The 17172-nt window shown below is 43.8% G+C and carries 18 protein-coding genes, 1 rRNA gene and 3 pseudogenes; 1 reads left to right on the forward strand and 21 read right to left on the reverse strand.

Annotation, left to right across the window (positions count from 1 at the left end; translation table 11 throughout):
- Nucleotides 1–4: 4 nt before the first annotated feature.
- The 12 genes and pseudogenes from ERX55_RS10940 to metG form a co-directional block, all read right to left on the reverse strand.
- Entirely contained in the window at nt 5–658 is a 654-nt protein-coding gene (locus ERX55_RS10940; RefSeq protein ID WP_133452627.1) for a 50S ribosomal protein L25/general stress protein Ctc, read from the reverse strand.
- Nucleotides 659–804: 146 nt separating this feature from the next.
- Entirely contained in the window at nt 805–1770 is a 966-nt protein-coding gene (locus ERX55_RS10945) for a ribose-phosphate diphosphokinase (protein WP_133452628.1), read from the reverse strand.
- A 19-nt stretch (nt 1771–1789) separates the two neighbouring features.
- Nucleotides 1790–3145 (reverse strand): bifunctional UDP-N-acetylglucosamine diphosphorylase/glucosamine-1-phosphate N-acetyltransferase GlmU, encoded by a 1356-nt coding sequence (gene glmU, locus ERX55_RS10950; protein ID WP_133452629.1) that lies wholly within the window; start codon nt 3143–3145, stop codon nt 1790–1792.
- A 184-nt stretch (nt 3146–3329) separates the two neighbouring features.
- Nucleotides 3330–3635, reverse strand: a pseudogene (spoVG, locus tag ERX55_RS10955) (septation regulator SpoVG); the annotation flags it as partial.
- A gap of 29 nt (nt 3636–3664) precedes the next feature.
- Nucleotides 3665–4039: a RidA family protein gene (locus ERX55_RS10960; protein WP_133452631.1), complete on the reverse strand. Its 375-nt coding sequence runs from the start codon at nt 4037–4039 to the stop codon at nt 3665–3667.
- Between the two features lie 13 nt (nt 4040–4052).
- Nucleotides 4053–4876 (reverse strand): annotated as a pseudogene (purR, locus tag ERX55_RS10965) (pur operon repressor).
- A gap of 62 nt (nt 4877–4938) precedes the next feature.
- Nucleotides 4939–5790 carry a 4-(cytidine 5'-diphospho)-2-C-methyl-D-erythritol kinase gene (gene ispE / locus ERX55_RS10970; protein WP_133452632.1) on the reverse strand — a complete coding sequence of 284 codons (852 nt, stop codon included), beginning with the start codon at nt 5788–5790 and terminating at the stop codon, nt 4939–4941.
- Between the two features lie 106 nt (nt 5791–5896).
- Nucleotides 5897–6160, reverse strand: coding sequence for a biofilm formation stimulator Veg (veg, locus tag ERX55_RS10975; RefSeq protein ID WP_133432588.1), 264 nt, complete (start codon nt 6158–6160; stop codon nt 5897–5899).
- 100 nt (nt 6161–6260) lie between these two features.
- On the reverse strand, nt 6261–7151 hold the full coding sequence (rsmA, locus tag ERX55_RS10980) for a 16S rRNA (adenine(1518)-N(6)/adenine(1519)-N(6))-dimethyltransferase RsmA (protein ID WP_133452633.1): 891 nt from the start codon (nt 7149–7151) through the stop codon (nt 6261–6263).
- 9 nt (nt 7152–7160) lie between these two features.
- Nucleotides 7161–7691: a ribonuclease M5 gene (rnmV, locus tag ERX55_RS10985; RefSeq protein ID WP_133452634.1), complete on the reverse strand. Its 531-nt coding sequence runs from the start codon at nt 7689–7691 to the stop codon at nt 7161–7163.
- 65 nt (nt 7692–7756) lie between these two features.
- The gene (locus ERX55_RS10990) at nt 7757–8521 is read right to left on the reverse strand and encodes a TatD family hydrolase (protein ID WP_133452635.1); all 765 of its coding nucleotides are present in this window, start codon (nt 8519–8521) and stop codon (nt 7757–7759) included.
- Nucleotides 8522–8531: 10 nt separating this feature from the next.
- Nucleotides 8532–10499, reverse strand: a pseudogene (gene metG, locus ERX55_RS10995) (methionine--tRNA ligase); the annotation flags it as partial.
- Nucleotides 10500–10744: 245 nt separating this feature from the next.
- On the opposite strand from metG, the gene ERX55_RS11000 reads away from it, so the two are divergent.
- On the forward strand, nt 10745–11029 hold the full coding sequence (locus tag ERX55_RS11000; protein WP_133452637.1) for an AbrB/MazE/SpoVT family DNA-binding domain-containing protein: 285 nt from the start codon (nt 10745–10747) through the stop codon (nt 11027–11029).
- A 36-nt stretch (nt 11030–11065) separates the two neighbouring features.
- Here the strand turns inward: ERX55_RS11000 and rsmI are convergent, their stop codons facing one another.
- The 9 genes from rsmI to rrf all read right to left on the reverse strand — a co-directional run bounded on the left by rsmI (nt 11066) and on the right by rrf (nt 17161).
- Complete coding sequence (gene rsmI / locus ERX55_RS11005) at nt 11066–11899, reverse strand: 16S rRNA (cytidine(1402)-2'-O)-methyltransferase (protein WP_133452638.1); 834 nt, start codon at nt 11897–11899, stop codon at nt 11066–11068.
- Nucleotides 11896–12150, reverse strand: coding sequence for a GIY-YIG nuclease family protein (locus ERX55_RS11010; RefSeq protein ID WP_133452639.1), 255 nt, complete (start codon nt 12148–12150; stop codon nt 11896–11898). The genes rsmI and ERX55_RS11010 overlap by 4 nt, the downstream gene beginning before the upstream one ends.
- The gene (locus ERX55_RS11015; protein WP_133452640.1) at nt 12143–12868 is read right to left on the reverse strand and encodes a tRNA1(Val) (adenine(37)-N6)-methyltransferase; all 726 of its coding nucleotides are present in this window, start codon (nt 12866–12868) and stop codon (nt 12143–12145) included. Before ERX55_RS11015 ends, ERX55_RS11010 begins: the two co-directional genes overlap by 8 nt.
- 37 nt (nt 12869–12905) lie before the next feature.
- Nucleotides 12906–13226 carry a DNA replication initiation control protein YabA gene (locus tag ERX55_RS11020; RefSeq protein ID WP_133452641.1) on the reverse strand — a complete coding sequence of 107 codons (321 nt, stop codon included), beginning with the start codon at nt 13224–13226 and terminating at the stop codon, nt 12906–12908.
- Nucleotides 13227–14033, reverse strand: a complete 807-nt coding sequence (locus tag ERX55_RS11025; protein ID WP_133452642.1) for a PSP1 domain-containing protein — start codon at nt 14031–14033, stop codon at nt 13227–13229.
- A 5-nt stretch (nt 14034–14038) separates the two neighbouring features.
- The gene (locus ERX55_RS11030) at nt 14039–14950 is read right to left on the reverse strand and encodes a DNA polymerase III subunit delta' (RefSeq protein ID WP_165983787.1); all 912 of its coding nucleotides are present in this window, start codon (nt 14948–14950) and stop codon (nt 14039–14041) included.
- A gap of 73 nt (nt 14951–15023) precedes the next feature.
- Entirely contained in the window at nt 15024–15629 is a 606-nt protein-coding gene (gene tmk / locus ERX55_RS11035; RefSeq protein WP_133452644.1) for a dTMP kinase, read from the reverse strand.
- The gene (locus tag ERX55_RS11040) at nt 15629–16942 is read right to left on the reverse strand and encodes an Orn/Lys/Arg family decarboxylase (RefSeq protein ID WP_133452645.1); all 1314 of its coding nucleotides are present in this window, start codon (nt 16940–16942) and stop codon (nt 15629–15631) included. The genes tmk and ERX55_RS11040 overlap by 1 nt, the downstream gene beginning before the upstream one ends.
- 104 nt (nt 16943–17046) lie before the next feature.
- Nucleotides 17047–17161: ribosomal RNA gene (gene rrf / locus ERX55_RS11045) — 5S ribosomal RNA — on the reverse strand.
- Between the last annotated feature and the right edge of the window lie 11 nt (nt 17162–17172).

Below are 17172 nucleotides of genomic sequence, written 5' to 3' on the forward strand. Positions count from 1 at the left end.
ACGATTATTCAGCTTTTTCTTCTGAAGCGTCTGCTTCTGCTTCTTGACCTTCAGCACTTTCTTCGCCTTCAGTTGCTTCAGCTTCTTCGCCTTCTTCAGGTTCTTCCACAACAGTAGGTGGTACCACTGAAACGATTGCTTCGTCGTCTTCATTATTGATGGTATAGTTTTTGTTGCCACGTAAGTCGCCGACAGTAATAGAGTCACCGATATTTAATTCCGTTATATCTACTTCGATTGTTTCAGGAATTTCATCCGGCGTTGCAGTCACTGATAAAGTAAATAATGGCTGTTGAACCACGCCACCTTCTTCAGCACCTTTTGCTTCGCCTGTTAAGGTAACAGTTACGTCTACTGTTAATTCAGCTTTCATATTGATTGCTAAGAAGTCGATATGTGTGACCTGATGTTTAATAGGATCTACTTGGTAATCAGTAACCATCACTTTTGTGCTACCTGAATCTAAACCAAGTTCAATAACCCCGTTACGTCCCACTTCGCGCATCACTTTAGTGAATTCTGCAGCATCAACGTGAACTGCTGTATTAGTTGCACCGAAACCGTAGATAACTGCTGGAATTTTACCCGTGTTTCTTAACTCATTAAGTTCCGAACGTTTTGATTTACCTTGTCTTTCGACAGCTTTTAAATTAGCCATGTTTATTTCCTACCTTTCGTGTCCCTCATTCTTAGGAACGCCTACGCCTGCCCATCAGTTGTGATAACCTGCTTGCATGACGTTCATTTTCTCTTCATAAAGATTAAATACCCGGACCACGAAAACTTAAACATGCGCTATTAAAATTAGTCGAATAAAATGCTGACAGACTCTTGTTCGTAAATACGGACGATAGCTTGCGCCAGAAGTTCTGCGACAGATAACTGGACGATTTTAGCAGGTCTGCCTTCCTGAGGTAAGTTGATAGAGTTCGTTACAATCAGTTCTTTGATTGCTGAGTTTTCAATACGTTCAAAAGCAGGCCCGGATAACACAGGATGTGTACAGCATGCATAGACCTCTTTAGCCCCTTTATCGATCAACGCCTGCGCCGCAATTGAAATAGTGCCCGCTGTATCGATAATGTCATCGATAATAATGGCTGTTTTACCGTTGATATCACCGACAATATTCATGACTTCTGCCACATTCGGTTTCGGACGACGTTTATCAATGATGGCAATCGGCGCTTTCAGACGGTCTGCCATTTTACGCGCACGTGTTACACCGCCGTGATCGGGTGAAACAACGACCAGGCTGTCTAAATCGATATCTTCTTTTTCCAGGAAATAATCCGACAGAATCGGCTCGCCCATCAAGTGATCGATTGGGATATCAAAGAAACCTTGAATCTGTGGAGCATGTAAGTCAAGTGCGATGACACGGTCTGCACCTGCTGTTTCAAGTAAATTCGCAACGAGTTTAGCTGTAATCGGTTCACGGCTACGTGCTTTACGGTCCTGACGTGCGTAACCGTAGTAAGGCATCACGACGTTGATGGTCACTGCAGATGCACGTTTTAAAGCATCAATCATGATGAGAAGTTCCATTAAATGATCATTGACCGGATTAGATGTTGACTGAATAATGAAAACATCGCAGCCGCGGATACTTTCTTCAATATTGATCTGAATCTCACCATCGCTGAAACGTTTAACACTTGATTTACCTAATGGCAGACCGACATGTTTCGCGATTTCATCTGCTAACGGATGATTACTTTCCAGTGAGAAAATCTTTAACTTCGTGTCTTTAATTTCGTTATATAACATTTTTCAGCCTCCACAGCTTTTATTTTTTGTAATAACCTTCTTTAGTCGTCTGACGCGCGCGTCCCAGTGCGAGACTTTCTTCCGGTACATCGTCTGTAATGGTGGAACCTGCCGCAATAAAGGAGCCATCCCCTATTGTAACAGGTGCTACTAAGTTTGAGTTGCAGCCGATAAAAGCATCTTTGCCGACAACAGTCTTGAACTTATTCTTGCCATCATAGTTCACTGTGATTGAACCGCAACCTACATTGGTCCGCTCACCTATTTCTGCATCACCGATATAGCTGAGGTGAGAGACTTTTGCTTCATCATGTAATTTGGCTTTCTTCACTTCGACAAAGTTACCAATTTTCACTTCTCTGCCGATATCACTGCCCGGACGCAGCTGGGCAAATGGTCCCACCGTAGAATCTGCACCCACAATAGAATCTATGATGACAGAATGTTTGATCTCTGCTCGGTCCCCGATTTTACTGTTCTTGATCTCACTATGGGCAGTAACCACCACTTCTTCACCTATGACCGTGTTCCCTTTAAGTGACACGCCTGGATGAATGACAGTATCCTGACCGATTTCAACTTCACTATCGATATAAGTTGTATCCGAGTCAATGAGGGTGACACCATTCAGCATGTGCTGCTGATTAATACGTCGGCGCATCAGTTTTTCAGCAAGAGCGAGATTGATACGGTCATTGACACCTAATGTCTCTTCGAAGCTTTCAGTCACGTATGCTTCTACTCTAGCGCCTTCTTCTTTAAGCAGTTCAATGACGTCAGGCAGGTAATATTCACCTTGGGCATTGTCGTTTCTGACAAGCGCAAGTTTTTCAAACAGTGCCTGGTTATCAAAACAGAAAGTCCCCGAGCTCACCTCATTAATGAGCCTTTCCTCGATGCTGGCGTCTTTTTCCTCAACGATCTTCTCAACTTCTCCTCTGTCATTTCTGACGATACGCCCATAGCCGAACGGTTGCTGGGTCTTTGCCGATAAAATAGTGGCTTTGGCCCCGCTATGTTCATGATGAGCGATAAATCTTTCGATCGTCTCTTTAGAGATAAGCGGTGTATCCCCACAGATGACAACGGTTGTACCTGTATGATGCTCGAGATGTTCTTTCGCCATCGAAACTGCATGTGCAGTTCCCAGCTGTTCGTCCTGCATGCTGAATTTCGATTCACTGCCTAGCAGTTCTTTCACTTGATCTGCACCATGTCCTACAATGGTAACAACTTCTGCCACACCTGCCTGTCGGATATTATCCAGGACATGTTTGACCATAGGTTTACCTGTCACCGGATGGAGCACTTTGTAGAGCTTTGATTTCATACGAGTGCCTTTTCCCGCAGCGAGGATAATTGCTTGTCTAGTCATATTGAAAGCCTCCAAAATTCGCGTTACCTCTATTATAATTTAACATCTAAGTGACTTTCAAGCACTTATCCTATAATAAAAGGAGAGCGCATGGCGCTCTCCTTGCTCTTTATCTTTGAAGGTCTTCTTCTAAAGTGGTCTGCGATTCGTCTTCAATCAAGCCTTCCACTTCAACACTTGTTGCCGCTTCATCTCCATAAGTCTGGATGCCGCTATCTGCTTGCTCTGACGATGCCTCAGGTGTCTCATCATAGACCTTCATGACTGCCTGCTGGATCTCCTGACGCATCTCGCTGTTGATAGGATGTGCGATGTCACGAAACTCACCATCTGGTGTCCGTTTGCTCGGCATCGCGACGAACAGGCCGGAGTTCCCTTCAATCACCCGCAGGTCATGAATCACGAATACCTCATCAAGCGTAATAGAAACCAGCGCCTTCATACGGCCGTCTGTCTCAATTTTTCTTAATCGAACATCTGTCACTTTCACTTGAGTTGCCCCCTGTCAAATAGTTTCGATTAACGGACGAGTGCTACAACTTCAATCTCCACTTTTACGTCTTTAGGTAAACGACTCACCTCTACACAGCTACGTGCCGGGAGATGCTCACTGAAAAAGCTGCCATATACTTCATTGATCAAAGGAAAATCATTCATATCTTTGATAAAAATCGTTGTTTTAACGACTTGATTTAAATCAGAACCACAGTCACTTAACACTAACTGAAGATTTCTTAATACTTGCTCAGTCTGTGCCTGTACATCTTCACCCACCAGCACACCATCAGCCGTAAGGGGAAGCTGTCCACTTGTGTATACCATGTTGTTCACTTTAACTGCATGGCAGTATGGTCCGATTGCTGCCGCTACTTTGTTAGAAATAATTGATTCCATCATTTATTCTCCTCTATTTAAAAAAATTCAGGCAATTGCCTTTTTCAACAGTAAAAGACCGGTTGTATTCATCTACATCTGAGAGTTTCACCAGTGAAGTATAGTCCTCTATTAATCGATTCTTTACTTCTTTAGATTCTACAAGTACAGATACCCCTGCAACCTTCGCCTTAAACTCGTTCATCAGATTCATGACGCCTGTAATAAGCCGCCTGCTCGCATAAAATCATCTACTATCAAGACGTTGGAACCTTCAGGCAATGTGCGTTTAGATAACACCATCGTTTCTATCTTGCGCGATGACCCTGATACATAGTTGATGCTGACCGTTGAACCTTCTGTCACCTTATTATCCTTACGAATCACTACCACAGGAAGATTCATAATATTGGCGACCGCATTTGCCAGAGAAATCCCTTTGGTGGCAATCGTCACAATCGCATCGATTTCTTTATCCATATACATCGTTGCAATCAGTTCCCCGACCTGGCCGAGCAGTCTCGGATTCCCGACCATGTCAGACATGAATAGATAACCGCCCGGCAGCAGCCGTTCATCCTCCTGCAGCATATCGCACAGCCGGTCAACGAGCTGTTCCGCTTCTTCTTTATACATCATCGGTCTGAACGTCACGCCGCCACTTGCACCGGCCGTCGTCGTGATAATCCCCATCTTTTCTTTGATAAAGGTCTCTTTGATGATCTGGATATCTTCACTGATTGAAGATTTAGCCTGCTCGAATTTCTGTACAAAATAAGTGAGCGGCACCAGCTCATTAGGATGACGAAGCAAATAACTCGTCATGTAAACAATTCTTTCACTACGCTTATACTTCATTTCTCTGCCTCTTTTACGTATGTTTTAAATATAATATATCACAAACGTTCGGCTTTTCAAGTCTAACCGAGTAATCTGACCATATAGACTTCTTTACAGCAGCCTTTTAAGGCATTGACCACACTTTTGGCCTGTCTTTCCTTGCTTGCAAGACCATAGACAGTCGGTCCGCTCCCGCTCATCATCGTCGCGTCTATCCCTGCTTTTTGCATCGTTTCTTTCAGCGTCTGAATGATAGGATGCATACCAATCGTCACTTCTTCAAGTCTGTTGCCCAGACTGTTGACGAGGAGGGAGTAATTGCCTTCTTCGAGCGCCCGGACACAATCTTCAGTTGCGATTTTCTCACCCTTCTCATCGATACGAAGTGCCCCGTAGACATCAGCCGTTGAGACACTGATATCCGGTTTGGCAAGGACGACCCACGCAGCAGGCGGCTTAGGCAGCGGCTGCAACTTCTCTCCGCGGCCTGTACATAACGCCGTCTTGCCGTAGACACAAAACGGAATATCTGAACCGATCTCTGCCGCGAGTTCACTTAAAGTCTCTAATGACAGATTAAGCTCAAACAGGTGGTTCATTCCTCTGAATGTTGCTGCGGCATCACTGGATCCACCCGCAAGTCCGGCTGCTATCGGGATCGTCTTATCCAGGGTGATTGTCACGCCCCGGTCAAGTTGATAACGTTCAATCATCAGCTTAGCTGCTTTATAAGCCAGATTGCGATGATCCGTCGGCACATAGCGATGCTCTACCTTCAGTACAATCTTTTTGTCAGCGCGCTTCTCCAATGTCAACCGGTCATTTAAATCGACTGTCGTCATAATCATCTCAACTTCATGATAACCATCATCACGTTTATAAAGTGTATCCAGCGTTAAATTGATTTTAGCTGGTGCATTTTCATAAATCATCCTTCGTCCTCACTTAAAATTAATAGTACAATTTTATCATATTTCGCAACAGAAGCGATGGACAAATAAAAAAAGCATATCCCAGGGATATGCTTAACTCGTTAAATTATTGAACGAGGAATTCCTCTTGATTATCATTGACGAATGTCACTTGAACATTTTCTGTCAGCACATCAGTATATGTATAAGACACACGTTCAAAATTGTGCTGGCTCTGATCAAGTTCAACGATGAAAACTGATGGATAAGTTTCTTTTAAGACGCCGCGGCGTTCGATCAACTTTTTACGACCTCCATTAGCTCTAAGTACAATACGATTTCCTAACTGACAATCAAGAATTTTTTTGATGTCTATTAATGTTTTTGGCATATTGACCCCACCTCGCTATAGGGAAAATTATAGCATTTTTATGGTAATTAGTCAAATAAAATTTAAATTTTATCAACTAGGAGTAGTATTGTCAACAGATTTATATCGACAATTCGACGTTTTCTTTAAATCTATTGGCTAATGTCGCGAACTCTTGGAGCGTCAGACTTTCACCGCGACGAGTAGGTTCAATCCCCGCTGATTGCAGCCAGCTGACGATACTTTCTTTATGCATTTTACTGTCTTTGATCAAGGACATATAATTGTTGAGAATCGTTTTACGTCGCTGAACAAAGGCCCCGCGCGTCAGTTGAAAGAACAAGGCTTCATCTTCTACCTGAACTGCCGGTTGCGCCAGGGCTGTCAGTTTAACAACCAAAGAATCCACGTTAGGTGGTGGCATAAATACGCCCTTAGGCACAACCATCACTTTCTCGACCGAGGTATAGTACTGAACTGCTATCGATAAAGAACCGTAACTCTTTGTCGAAGGTTTAGCGCTTAATCTTTCACCGACTTCTTTTTGCATCATGACCACATAGCTCTTAATGGGCAGATGTTTTTCCAGGAGTCCCATTAAAATAGGTGTAGTAATGTAGTAAGGGAGATTGGCGACTACAAGCACTTCTTCACAATCATGAAGATGTGTCTCAATCGCCTGCCGGACGTCAGCTTTCAATATATCTTCATTGATCACCGTAACGTTATCATAAGGACTCATCGTCTCTTCCAGTACCGGAATCAGACGTTGATCGATTTCAAAAGCTACGACTTTTTTCGCACGTTTTGCCAGCTGTTCCGTCAGCGAACCCATACCGGGTCCTATTTCTATCACACCTGACTGCTCAGTAATTCCGCTGGCACTAATAATATTATTGATAACATTCGTATCAATCAGGAAATTCTGGCCAAGACTTTTTTTAAATGAAAAACCATGTTTTTCTAACAGCATTCTTGTTCTGACAGGCGTTGCTATCTCTTTGTAATCCATGCTTCAACCTCACTTTATCGCATTTTTAACATCTTCTTCTGTGATACCGAACGCATTCAGCCGATGAAAAAGTTGTTTCCCGTTACAATAGCCGATTTTAAGCACTCGGCATACTTTAGTGCGTCTTTCTTTGGCGCCCGGCCCGATAATGAGACCCAAGTCAATCAGAAGCTGTTTGCTCACCGTTTCAACATCATTATCAAAGGGCGTGCTGACATTGACGAGCGCATCTTGAATAGCTGTAAGCGGCGCATGTTCAATGCCAATTTTTCCCCGTTTATTCCGGGCGATAGAAGCGTCAATAAAGGCCTGTTTTGCTGACGGCACTCGCTTTTCAATCGTCATCCTGATTTTATTGCCCGGGTAATCTGGATCCGTCAGAATAATGACGCCTCGCTTCTCTGCTGCATGTTCAATAGCCTGCAGCGTCAATTCATTGATTGCAGAACCATTTGTTTCTATCGTGTCACAGTCGACCGCCTGTTTAACTCTGACTGTGTCGTCTTTACCTTCTACGACTACTATCTCATTTATTTTCATTCAAATCACCTGTCTCATTATAGCATAAAAGGCAGAAATCCTGACTTGGATTTCTGCCTGACGAACTATAGTCCGAATAATCTTTCTGCATTCTGCGTCGTTGCTGCAGCTAACGCTTCGTAACTGATGCCACGCAGCTCTGCGATCTGTTCTGCCACAAGCTTGACATAAGCGGGCTCATTACGCTTACCTCGATAAGGATGCGGCGTCAGATACGGCGCATCTGTTTCAACAATCAATTTATCGAGCGGAACGTGCTGTGCCACTTCTTTAGGTTGTTTAGCATTTTTAAATGTAACAGGACCGCCTAATGAAATGATGAAGTTCAGCTTCAGAATTTCATCACAGATCTCTTTAGAGCCGCTGAAGCTGTGCATCACGCCACCGACTTCAGCCGCATTCTCTTCTTTTAAAATATCAACAACATCCTGTGTCGCTTCTCTATTATGAATCACAATGGGCTTCTTCAGTTCTTTTGCCAAGGCGATCTGACGTCTGAAAACTGATTTCTGCACATCTTTCGGCGATTTATCCCAATGATAATCAAGCCCCATTTCTCCGATCGCTACAATTTTATCATGCGTCGCCAGTTCTTTGATCCAGTTATAGTTATCCTCCGTAAAATCAATCGCATCAACAGGATGCCATCCTATAACGCCATAAATAAAATCATATTGCTCGATGAGTTCCATCGTCCGTGTGATGGTCTTTTCGTCAAAACCGACCACAATCATACGGTCGACCCCCGCTTCAAGGGCACGGTCGATGACTGGCTGGAGATCTTCATCATATTGATTAGCATTAAGATGTACATGAGTATCGATTAACATTCTATTCCTCCTATTTAACGATAGAGCCGTTAATGATAGAGCTCGGTACGCTTACCAATGTCAACTGACCGTCTTTCTCTGCTGAGAGAATCATTCCCTCCGACTTCTCACCGCGCAAATTCACAGGTTTTAAGTTAGTGACGACAATCACTTTCTTACCGATGATCTCTTCCGGGTTATAATACTCAGCAATACCGGAGACAATCTGACGCTTTTCGTTGCCTAGGTCGACTTGAATCTTCAGCAATTTCTTCGCTTTTTTGACGTGATCTGCATCGATAATTGTTGCGACCTTCAGCTCGACCTGATCAAAAGTATCAATCGTAATCTCTTCTTTAGATGGGACCTCTTCCACTGCAGGCGGCTGCATGCTTGCCTTGATGAACTCCACTTCCTTCTCGGCATCAAGACGCGGGAAGATAGGTGCAGGTGTCTCGGTCACTTTAATCTGACCAAGCTGACCATATGTCTGAAGACTATCAAAGTTCTGGAGCTTCTCATCATCCAGGTTCATCTGACTAAAGATTCTGTAAGGTGTCTGCGTGAGGAATGGGCGCAGTAGCACCGCTGCAAAACGAATATTCTCAAGCAGGTGATACATCACGCTTTCAAGTAGCTCTGTCTCAGTCTCATCTTTAGCGAGAATCCAAGGAGTGGTTTCGTCGATATATTTATTGGTGCGACTGATTAATTTCCAGATTTCCTGCAGCGCAACCGAAAACTGAAGGTTCTCCATTGCCTCATCGTATTTCGCCTTAGTTTCAAGTGCCAGTGACTCCAGTTCAGCGTCTTTTTCGTGTAGTTGTCCTTTATAACCTGATAATTCGCCATCAAAATACTTGTTGATCATCGCAATGGTACGATTCACCAGATTACCGAGGTCGTTGGCAAGATCGAAGTTCGTACGGTCGATGAAGGCTTCCGGCGTGAAGACGCCGTCTGAACCGAATGGTAGTTCGCGTAAGAGGTAATAACGGACGGCATCAAGGCCGTATCGGTCAATCAATACATGCGGATCGACCACATTCCCTTTGGATTTACTCATCTTGCCGTCTTTCATCAAAATCCAGCCATGAGCAAATACCCTTTTCGGCAACGGCAAATCAAGTGCCATCAAGAGTACTGGCCAGATGATGGTATGGAAGCGCACGATTTCTTTTGCCATCAGATGAATATCCGCAGGCCAATACTTTCTGAATAACGTATCATCATCCGTTAAGTAACCAAGGGCAGAAATATAGTTGGTCAAGGCATCAATCCAGACATAAACAACGTGCTTCGGATTAGAAGGCACTTTAATGCCCCAGTCAAATGAAGTACGTGAGACAGCCAGATCTTCAAGACCCGGTTTGATGAAGTTATTCAACATCTCATTTTTACGGGATACGGGCTGAATAAACTCAGGATTGTCCTCGTAGTACTTGACGAGACGGTCTGCATATTTACTCAGCTTGAAGAAATAGCTTTCTTCTTTTACGAGCTCCACTGGATGGCCAGAGTCCGGGCTCTTCCCGCCAACAATCTTATCCCCTTCGTAAACAGGATCCACAAGCTGCGTTTCAGTATAGTAGGTCTCATCCGGCACTGAATACCAGCCCTCGTATTCTCCAAGATAAATATCGCCCTGCGCCAGGAGACGTTCAAAAATCTTCTCGACTACTTTTTTATGACGCTCTTCTGTCGTACGAATAAAGTCATCATTCGATATTTCCAGCTTCTTCCACAGCGCCTGAATATCCGCAATAATTTCATTGAGATATTCTATCTCCGGCTTACCGGCCGCCTTGGCTTTCTCCTGTATTTTCTGACCATGTTCATCAGTACCTGTCAGATATCTGACATCATAACCTTGTAATCGTTTATAGCGGGCAATCACGTCACCTGCTACTGTCGAATAAGCATGGCCGATATGTAATTTGCCGCTCGGATAGTAGATAGGGGTCGTCACATAAAAAGTATTGTTTGACATCGTAGTCCTCCTTGAGTGTTTATGGTATTAAATATACCTAAAATAAGCATGCAATTCAATTCCTTTAACTGTAAATTCGACAAGTGTTTTATTTTTCAATGTCGATTTTTATTACCTTTATGTTACAAAATAGATTTTTAAGTTCATAATTATTGACTTTGTATATTTATGGTAGTATATTCTAATTACGACAAATGTCGAAAAATAAAATAATATGTCGAATTAGCAAATGATTCTTCAGGAGGATATATATAATGAAATCTACAGGAATTGTAAGAAAAGTTGATGAATTAGGTCGTGTGGTTATTCCTATCGAATTACGTCGTATTTTAGATATTGCCGAGAAAGATGCACTCGAAATTTATACAGATGCTGACAAAATCATCCTCAAAAAGTACAAACCAAGCATGACTTGTGCTGTGACTGGAGACGTTTCAGAAGATAACTATCTGCTTGCAGGCGGTAAAATTGTTCTCAGCAAAGAAGGCGCTGAACAGCTTATCAAAGAAATCCAAGAGCGCGAAAAAGAAGCGAAATAGTACAACAGGCCCTTGCGCAGTATGCGCTGGGGCCTTTTATTTATCGATATGATAGCTCTCATAAACTTCTCTCTTTTTAATATTGCGGTCAAGCGACACTTGTTTAATCGCTTCTTTTGAAGACAGATCCTTCTTCATGTAGTATTCAACATGCTCGTTGATCGACAGTTGATGCCACCACATGTCAGCTTCATCTGTTTCATACTGGCCATCTATCACAATGACAAATTCACCCTTGGCAGGAATGCTGACCTCCAGCTCCTGTAACAGGGCATTGACCGGCAAGGTGACGACCTGTTCAAATTTCTTGGTCAGCTCCCGGCCAAGCGCCACACGACGATTTTTGTCGATTTTCTCGATGGCTGCGAGGGTATCTTTGACACGATAAGGCGATTCATACAGAATGATCGAGTGAGGTTCGTTCATCAATGTTTCTAATCTGGCCATTTTCTCACTGTCTTTCCGCGGTAGAAAGCCGGAGAACAAAAAGGAATAGGAGGATAACCCGCTGGTCATCAGAGCCGTAAGTGCGGCATTCGGTCCTGGCACGGTCTCTACTCGTATCCCTGCTTCTCTGACAGCTATAACCAGTTCATAGCCTGGATCACTGATGAGAGGAAGTCCGGCATCTGACACTAATGCCACCGTCTTCCCTGCTACTAGAAGCTCTACCAGCTGCTCAGTCATCTTGTCCTTATTATGTTCATGATAGCTCTTCAGTGGTGTAGCAATGTCATAGTGGCTGGTCAGTTTCCCTGTCACTCGTGTATCTTCACAGGCAATGATGTCTACTTCTTTTAATATTCGGACGGCCCGGAAAGTGATATCTTCCAGATTACCGATAGGTGTCCCTACTAAATATAACGTCATTCCTTCACTCCTTTAATCAGTCGTTCCTTCTGTGACCGTGTTAACTGCTTGATAGCATATTCGCGCTGCATGGCTTCTTGTTTCGACGGAAATACTTCTTCGTAAAGTCGTCTGACAGGGCGTCGTACCCGTGTATACTTGGCGCCCTTGCCCTTATTATGGGCGTTCAGTCTTCTATCCAGATCGGTCGTGTAACCTGTATAATATGTCCCGTCCGCACATTCCAGAATGTAGATGTAATGGTCAGCCATAGTAGACCCCTTTCATTTCCTCGCTATAATGACCGTCGTTCTGATAGATATAGAAGGGCGGCATCACTTTACAGTCAGGCTTCCCTCCTCGCACTGCTTCAATGACGACTGTCACCGCAGTCGGTTTATCGGGTCTCGAATAAATCTGCCAGATTGCTTTAGGTTCAAGACCACCTTGCCGCATACTGACCAGACAATCCACCAGCCGATCTGCCCGGTGCACCATATATAGTCTGCCCCCCTGTTTCAGTAAATGACGGCTGGCCCTGATGCAATCATCCAGTGTACAGAGTATTTCATGACGTGCAATGCGGTGCGGTTCCTTCAGATGCTGAAAAGACTGATTCTCTCTGAAATAAGGCGGATTACAGGTCACGACATCATACTGGCTCGGGAGCATCGATTGATTCACTGTACGCAGATCGCCCTCATGTATCTGAATCTGCGCAGCCAGCTGATTCAGAGTGACCGATCGCCTGGCCATATCAACCAGTTGTGGCTGGATCTCTATGCCTTCTATCGGTACTTCCATCTTATCACTGAGCAGAAGCGGAATAATGCCATTACCACTGCACAAATCCATGATGCGCCCTTTTTTAATGGGTCTGACAAAATGGGCGAGGAGCAGTGCATCTGTTGAGAATGAAAATACTTCATCATTCTGAATGATACTTAATCCTTCTTTAATTAGATGGTCTACCCGTTCATTCTTCTTCATGCTTTCCTCCAATAAAAAAAGGCATGTTCTGCCTTCTTTAATCTGAATCCAGTAAGCTCAGACAGAACATGCAGTCTCCGCCTCCTCTGTGCTTACCGAATAACTCTCCACGACAAATGTGGAACCCCTCAGCATAGAGCATCGCCAGGTTATCCTTACTTTGCAGAGATTTCATTTTTTTCGGTTGATTGCGCGGGGTCTGTATCATGCGCTGCAGATTATCGCGCTCCAGCTTCAGAGCGACATTTTCCTCCACCAGCTCAACCGTCTGCTGCTTCAGCGATATGAAACTCTGCTGCAGGCGCAGCATCTGCTGCTCCATCTCCACTATTTGATTCAGTAGTTCATCTCTATTCATCTAATTAACTCCTTGCATAATTTCGTCCAGATGATATTCGAGCGGCTGTTCTATGCCCTGAACTTTGACCTGCATAGTGACGTCCAGGATATTAAGTGCAATGACTTTGCCCGGCCCTTCAGGTGTCTCTATCTTCTGTCCGACATCCGGTAACTTGCGTCTCGTTTCCTCGTAATAATCATTTTCATATTTCAGACAGCACATCAGTCGTCCGCATGCCCCTGATATCTTAGTCGGATTAAGCGACAAATTCTGGTCTTTTGCCATCTTGATTGACACCGGTTCAAAATCACCAAGATATGTAGAGCAACACAGACTACGGCCACAAGGCCCGATACCGCCAAGAATCTTCGCTTCATCCCGCACACCGATCTGACGTAATTCTATTCGCGTCTTCAGCTCGAAAGCGAGACTTTTAACCAGCTCCCTGAAATCTATCCGTTCATTCGCCGTAAAGTTGAAAATAATTTTACCTTTATCTAACGTATATTCTGCATTGACAAGACCCATATCCAGCTGATGTTTCTTGATCAGCTCTTTACATCTTTTATACGCTTTATCAGCATCGCGCATATTCTGTTCATATTTATGAAAGTCTTCCGGCGTCGCTCGATGTTTAATCTGAGGAACAGGCTGAACCACCGCATCATCAGCTACTTCCCGGTTACCTATGACGACACGGGCAAGTTCTTTACCTCTCTTCGATTCAACCACTACATAATCTCCCAGCTCGTATTGCTCATGGTCGGGTAGGAAATAGGTCGTTTTATCAGCTATATGATATTTGACTCCAATAATTTCCGTCAATTCTTTCACCCCTTTGCTATTTCAATGGCGATTTGTTCCATGACTAACATCGGACTGACATACTGCAACAGCTTCTGTTTAGCCTTTTGTGTCGTGTCAATCCATTGTGTGATGGTCTGCAATGATAGATGTTCACTTAACTGCTTTAATTTAATCTCGTGATCCGGATAGCTGAGACGCGCTTCATGTTCAATTTTCAAGTAGATCATATCCTGAAAATAAAGCTGCAGCATGTCGAGCATCAGCAATTGACTTTCGCGTTCGTTCGCCTCATGCAATAAATCGACAAGCTGTATAAGGCCCATCTGCGGATCTTTTTGTATTTGATCAGCCCACTTCAGAAGCGCACGCCTCAGTTCTTCAAATGACTTGTCCTTGATCCATTCCTCTGCCTCAACTGCACTGAAAGATAGCGCAGCAAGTGTTGCTGCAATATCTGAATGGATATTCAGTTTCACCATTTCTGTGTATGTACTTGCTGAATGAACGTTGATATGCTGACATCTGGAATGAATGGTCGGTAGAATATCACCTGACTTTGTCGTAAGCAACAAGGCGATGGTATTAGCAGGCGGTTCCTCCAGAAACTTGAGAATAGAGTTCTCCCCTTGTACCGTCACTTTATCGAAGTCGACGATTACATAGACTTTATATGTTCCTTCAACAGGTTTCTGATTCATGCGATGAAGGACCTCTTCTATCATCTCTTTTTTGATGGTCTGCTCATCTGTCTCCAGCCAGTAAAAATCTGCATAGTTATGCTGATGAACCCTGGATACACATTGTTCATCCTGACATAATATACGCGCTGCAAATTCCAGTGCCTGCTGTTTAAGGTCATCTCTCAATGTCCCTTCAAACAGGTAAGCATGAGAGAGCTTTTCTTTACTCGACAAATGTTCCAGCTGGTTAATCATAAGAACCCCCATATATATCGAAAAAGCTGCATTTCTGCAGCTGCTACCATCATCTATATGACATTATAACATATCAGCCTAATTTTTTGATGATGACTTGATAGGCGTCTTCTATCACTTCATCAATCGGCCGTGTGGCATCAATAGTCACAATTCTTTCATATGTATCCGCCAGATCATTATAGCCGTCATAGACACGCTGATGAAAGGCCAGTGATTCGTTATCCAGGCGATTCGTTTCTCGCTGGTTATCCATGATGCGCGCCAGACCTATCTCTGGCGGCACTTTTAAATACAGGGTCAAATCAGGCATATAGTTCTCAATTGCAAACTGATTGACCGACATAATCTCTTCTACACCGATTCCTCGTGCATACCCTTGATAGGCAAGAGAACTGTCTATAAATCGGTCACAGAGGACGATTTGACCCGCATCTAAAGCAGGCTGAACTTTCTCTACTAAATGCTGACGACGGCTGGCAGCAAACAGTAAGGCTTCTGTACGTGCATCCATGCTGTAATCATCAGAAAGCAACAAGTCTCTGATCGCCTCGCTGATCCGAATACCTCCAGGCTCACGAGTTGTGATCAATGGACGTTCAAGTCGTGGTGCTACCGCCTGCATCACTGTCGATTTTCCTGAGCCTTCTGGACCTTCAAACGTTATAAACATACTCATTACCTCTCATCTATAATGGTGATTTTTCCGTCTATTATACCATGAACATTTTGATAGCTACTCAGGACCTTGACATGTGCTTCGGTCAGTTTTTCTCCTGGCCATACATAAGGAATACCCGGCGGATAAGGAATGAGCGCATGGTAGAGCCTATATCCTATACCTTCCGCCAGGGTGACTGTCTGATAGTGCTCATTCACAGGAGAATAGAATCCTTCATCTACATTTAAAGGTTGCGACGCATTCAGCGGCTGTCTTTTCTCTAATTGAAGACGTTTCAACCGCAATAACAACTTATCAAAAGGATACGTATCCCCTTCGTGCCAGAGCGGCAGTACCAGAAGGACACTATCATAGTTAGAAAGCTCTACATAGATTTCCTGCTGTTCAAGCAGTTGTTTAAGTTCTGCACCACTATAGCCTGTTTTCCTCAGCATTATTTTCAGAGGATCCTGTACCTCTATGACCTCAAAATGCCTAAGCGCATGAAGAAGCGACTGACGTTTATGATGAAAGACCCCATCATGATAGTGCCTGTAAAATGCATGCGCCTGCTCCAAGCTCGATAATATGAGATAAGAGGGGCTGGAAGTCTGTAAGACTGATAGATAATGATCTACTTCTCTGCGAAGGGAACTCTTATGATTAATATGTATGACTGACCCCATTGTTAAAGCTGGCAACGTTTTATGGTAAGACTGCACCACATAATCAGCCTGATAGTTCAAAGAAGAAGAAGGAAATTGAGGAGAAATATCAAAATGGGCACCATGCGCCTCGTCTACCAATACTTCAATCCCCTTTTGATGAAAGAAGTCAATGGCACTTCTTATATCAAACGTCTCTCCAAAATAATTAGGATAAGTCAGTACTGCTAAACCTATCTCATCCCATTTCGCATTCGGATTCAGTTTACCGATACCTATGTACTGCTGGGTTTTTTCAGATACTGTCATCGGCAGAATGATGGCTTCTGTCCCCGTTAGGTCAAGGGCATTGAAGACTGACTTATGTGCATTTCTCATCATTGCCACTTTCTTATGGCTCTTTTTCTTATAGGCATGAATGACCGACAGAATCCCAACTGTTGTTCCATTCACTAAATAACGAGCCTCATACTCATCAGCACGCGCAAGTCTTCTTTGACTGTCCGCAATCACTTCTTCTGCATGATGATAATCGTCGAGCCCAGAAATTTCAGTCATATCGTGGCTGATAGGTAATTGCAAAGAACCAATGGAATACCTATGGTGACCAGGTACATGCAATGATATCGCATCTGAATAGGTGAACAGTCTTTGAGTGATGTCCATTTAATTATCCGCTCCTTATATCTATTCAGTATAATCTAAATTTAGACATAAAAAAAGAGACCTAACAGGTCTCGAGTGCGGCTCATCGCATCCATTTTTAAACTGCCCGGCAACGTCCTACTCTCGCGGAACGTAAGTCCAACTACCATCGGCGCTAGAGAGCTTAACTTCTGTGTTCGGTATGGGAACAGGTGTGACCTCTCTGCCATCATCACCAGACAGGGTGAGAA

This window comes from Macrococcus bovicus (assembly GCF_004359575.1).
Classification (GTDB): Bacteria; Bacillota; Bacilli; order Staphylococcales; family Staphylococcaceae; genus Macrococcus; species Macrococcus bovicus.

Bases quoted from the DNA above. Each gene is read 5' to 3' on its own strand.
- ERX55_RS11000 (WP_133452637.1), top strand. From the start codon at position 10,745: ATGAAATCTACAGGAATTGTAAGAAAAGTTGATGAATTAGGTCGTGTG.
- ispE (WP_133452632.1), bottom strand. From the start codon at position 5,790: ATGATTTATGAAAATGCACCAGCTAAAATCAATTTAACGCTGGATACA.
- ERX55_RS11015 (WP_133452640.1), bottom strand. From the start codon at position 12,868: ATGAAGAAGAATGAACGGGTAGACCATCTAATTAAAGAAGGATTAAGT.
- ERX55_RS10945 (WP_133452628.1), bottom strand. From the start codon at position 1,770: ATGTTATATAACGAAATTAAAGACACGAAGTTAAAGATTTTCTCACTG.
- rsmA (WP_133452633.1), bottom strand. From the start codon at position 7,151: ATGGATTACAAAGAGATAGCAACGCCTGTCAGAACAAGAATGCTGTTA.
- veg (WP_133432588.1), bottom strand. From the start codon at position 6,160: ATGCCAAAAACATTAATAGACATCAAAAAAATTCTTGATTGTCAGTTA.
- ERX55_RS11020 (WP_133452641.1), bottom strand. From the start codon at position 13,226: ATGAATAGAGATGAACTACTGAATCAAATAGTGGAGATGGAGCAGCAG.
- rnmV (WP_133452634.1), bottom strand. From the start codon at position 7,691: ATGAAAATAAATGAGATAGTAGTCGTAGAAGGTAAAGACGACACAGTC.
- tmk (WP_133452644.1), bottom strand. From the start codon at position 15,629: ATGAGTATGTTTATAACGTTTGAAGGTCCAGAAGGCTCAGGAAAATCG.
- ERX55_RS11040 (WP_133452645.1), bottom strand. From the start codon at position 16,942: ATGGACATCACTCAAAGACTGTTCACCTATTCAGATGCGATATCATTG.
- glmU (WP_133452629.1), bottom strand. From the start codon at position 3,145: ATGACTAGACAAGCAATTATCCTCGCTGCGGGAAAAGGCACTCGTATG.
- rsmI (WP_133452638.1), bottom strand. From the start codon at position 11,899: ATGACGTTATATTTAGTAGGGACACCTATCGGTAATCTGGAAGATATC.
- ERX55_RS11010 (WP_133452639.1), bottom strand. From the start codon at position 12,150: ATGGCTGACCATTACATCTACATTCTGGAATGTGCGGACGGGACATAT.
- ERX55_RS10990 (WP_133452635.1), bottom strand. From the start codon at position 8,521: ATGTTAATCGATACTCATGTACATCTTAATGCTAATCAATATGATGAA.
- ERX55_RS10960 (WP_133452631.1), bottom strand. From the start codon at position 4,039: ATGGAATCAATTATTTCTAACAAAGTAGCGGCAGCAATCGGACCATAC.
- ERX55_RS11030 (WP_165983787.1), bottom strand. From the start codon at position 14,950: ATGATTAACCAGCTGGAACATTTGTCGAGTAAAGAAAAGCTCTCTCAT.
- ERX55_RS10940 (WP_133452627.1), bottom strand. From the start codon at position 658: ATGGCTAATTTAAAAGCTGTCGAAAGACAAGGTAAATCAAAACGTTCG.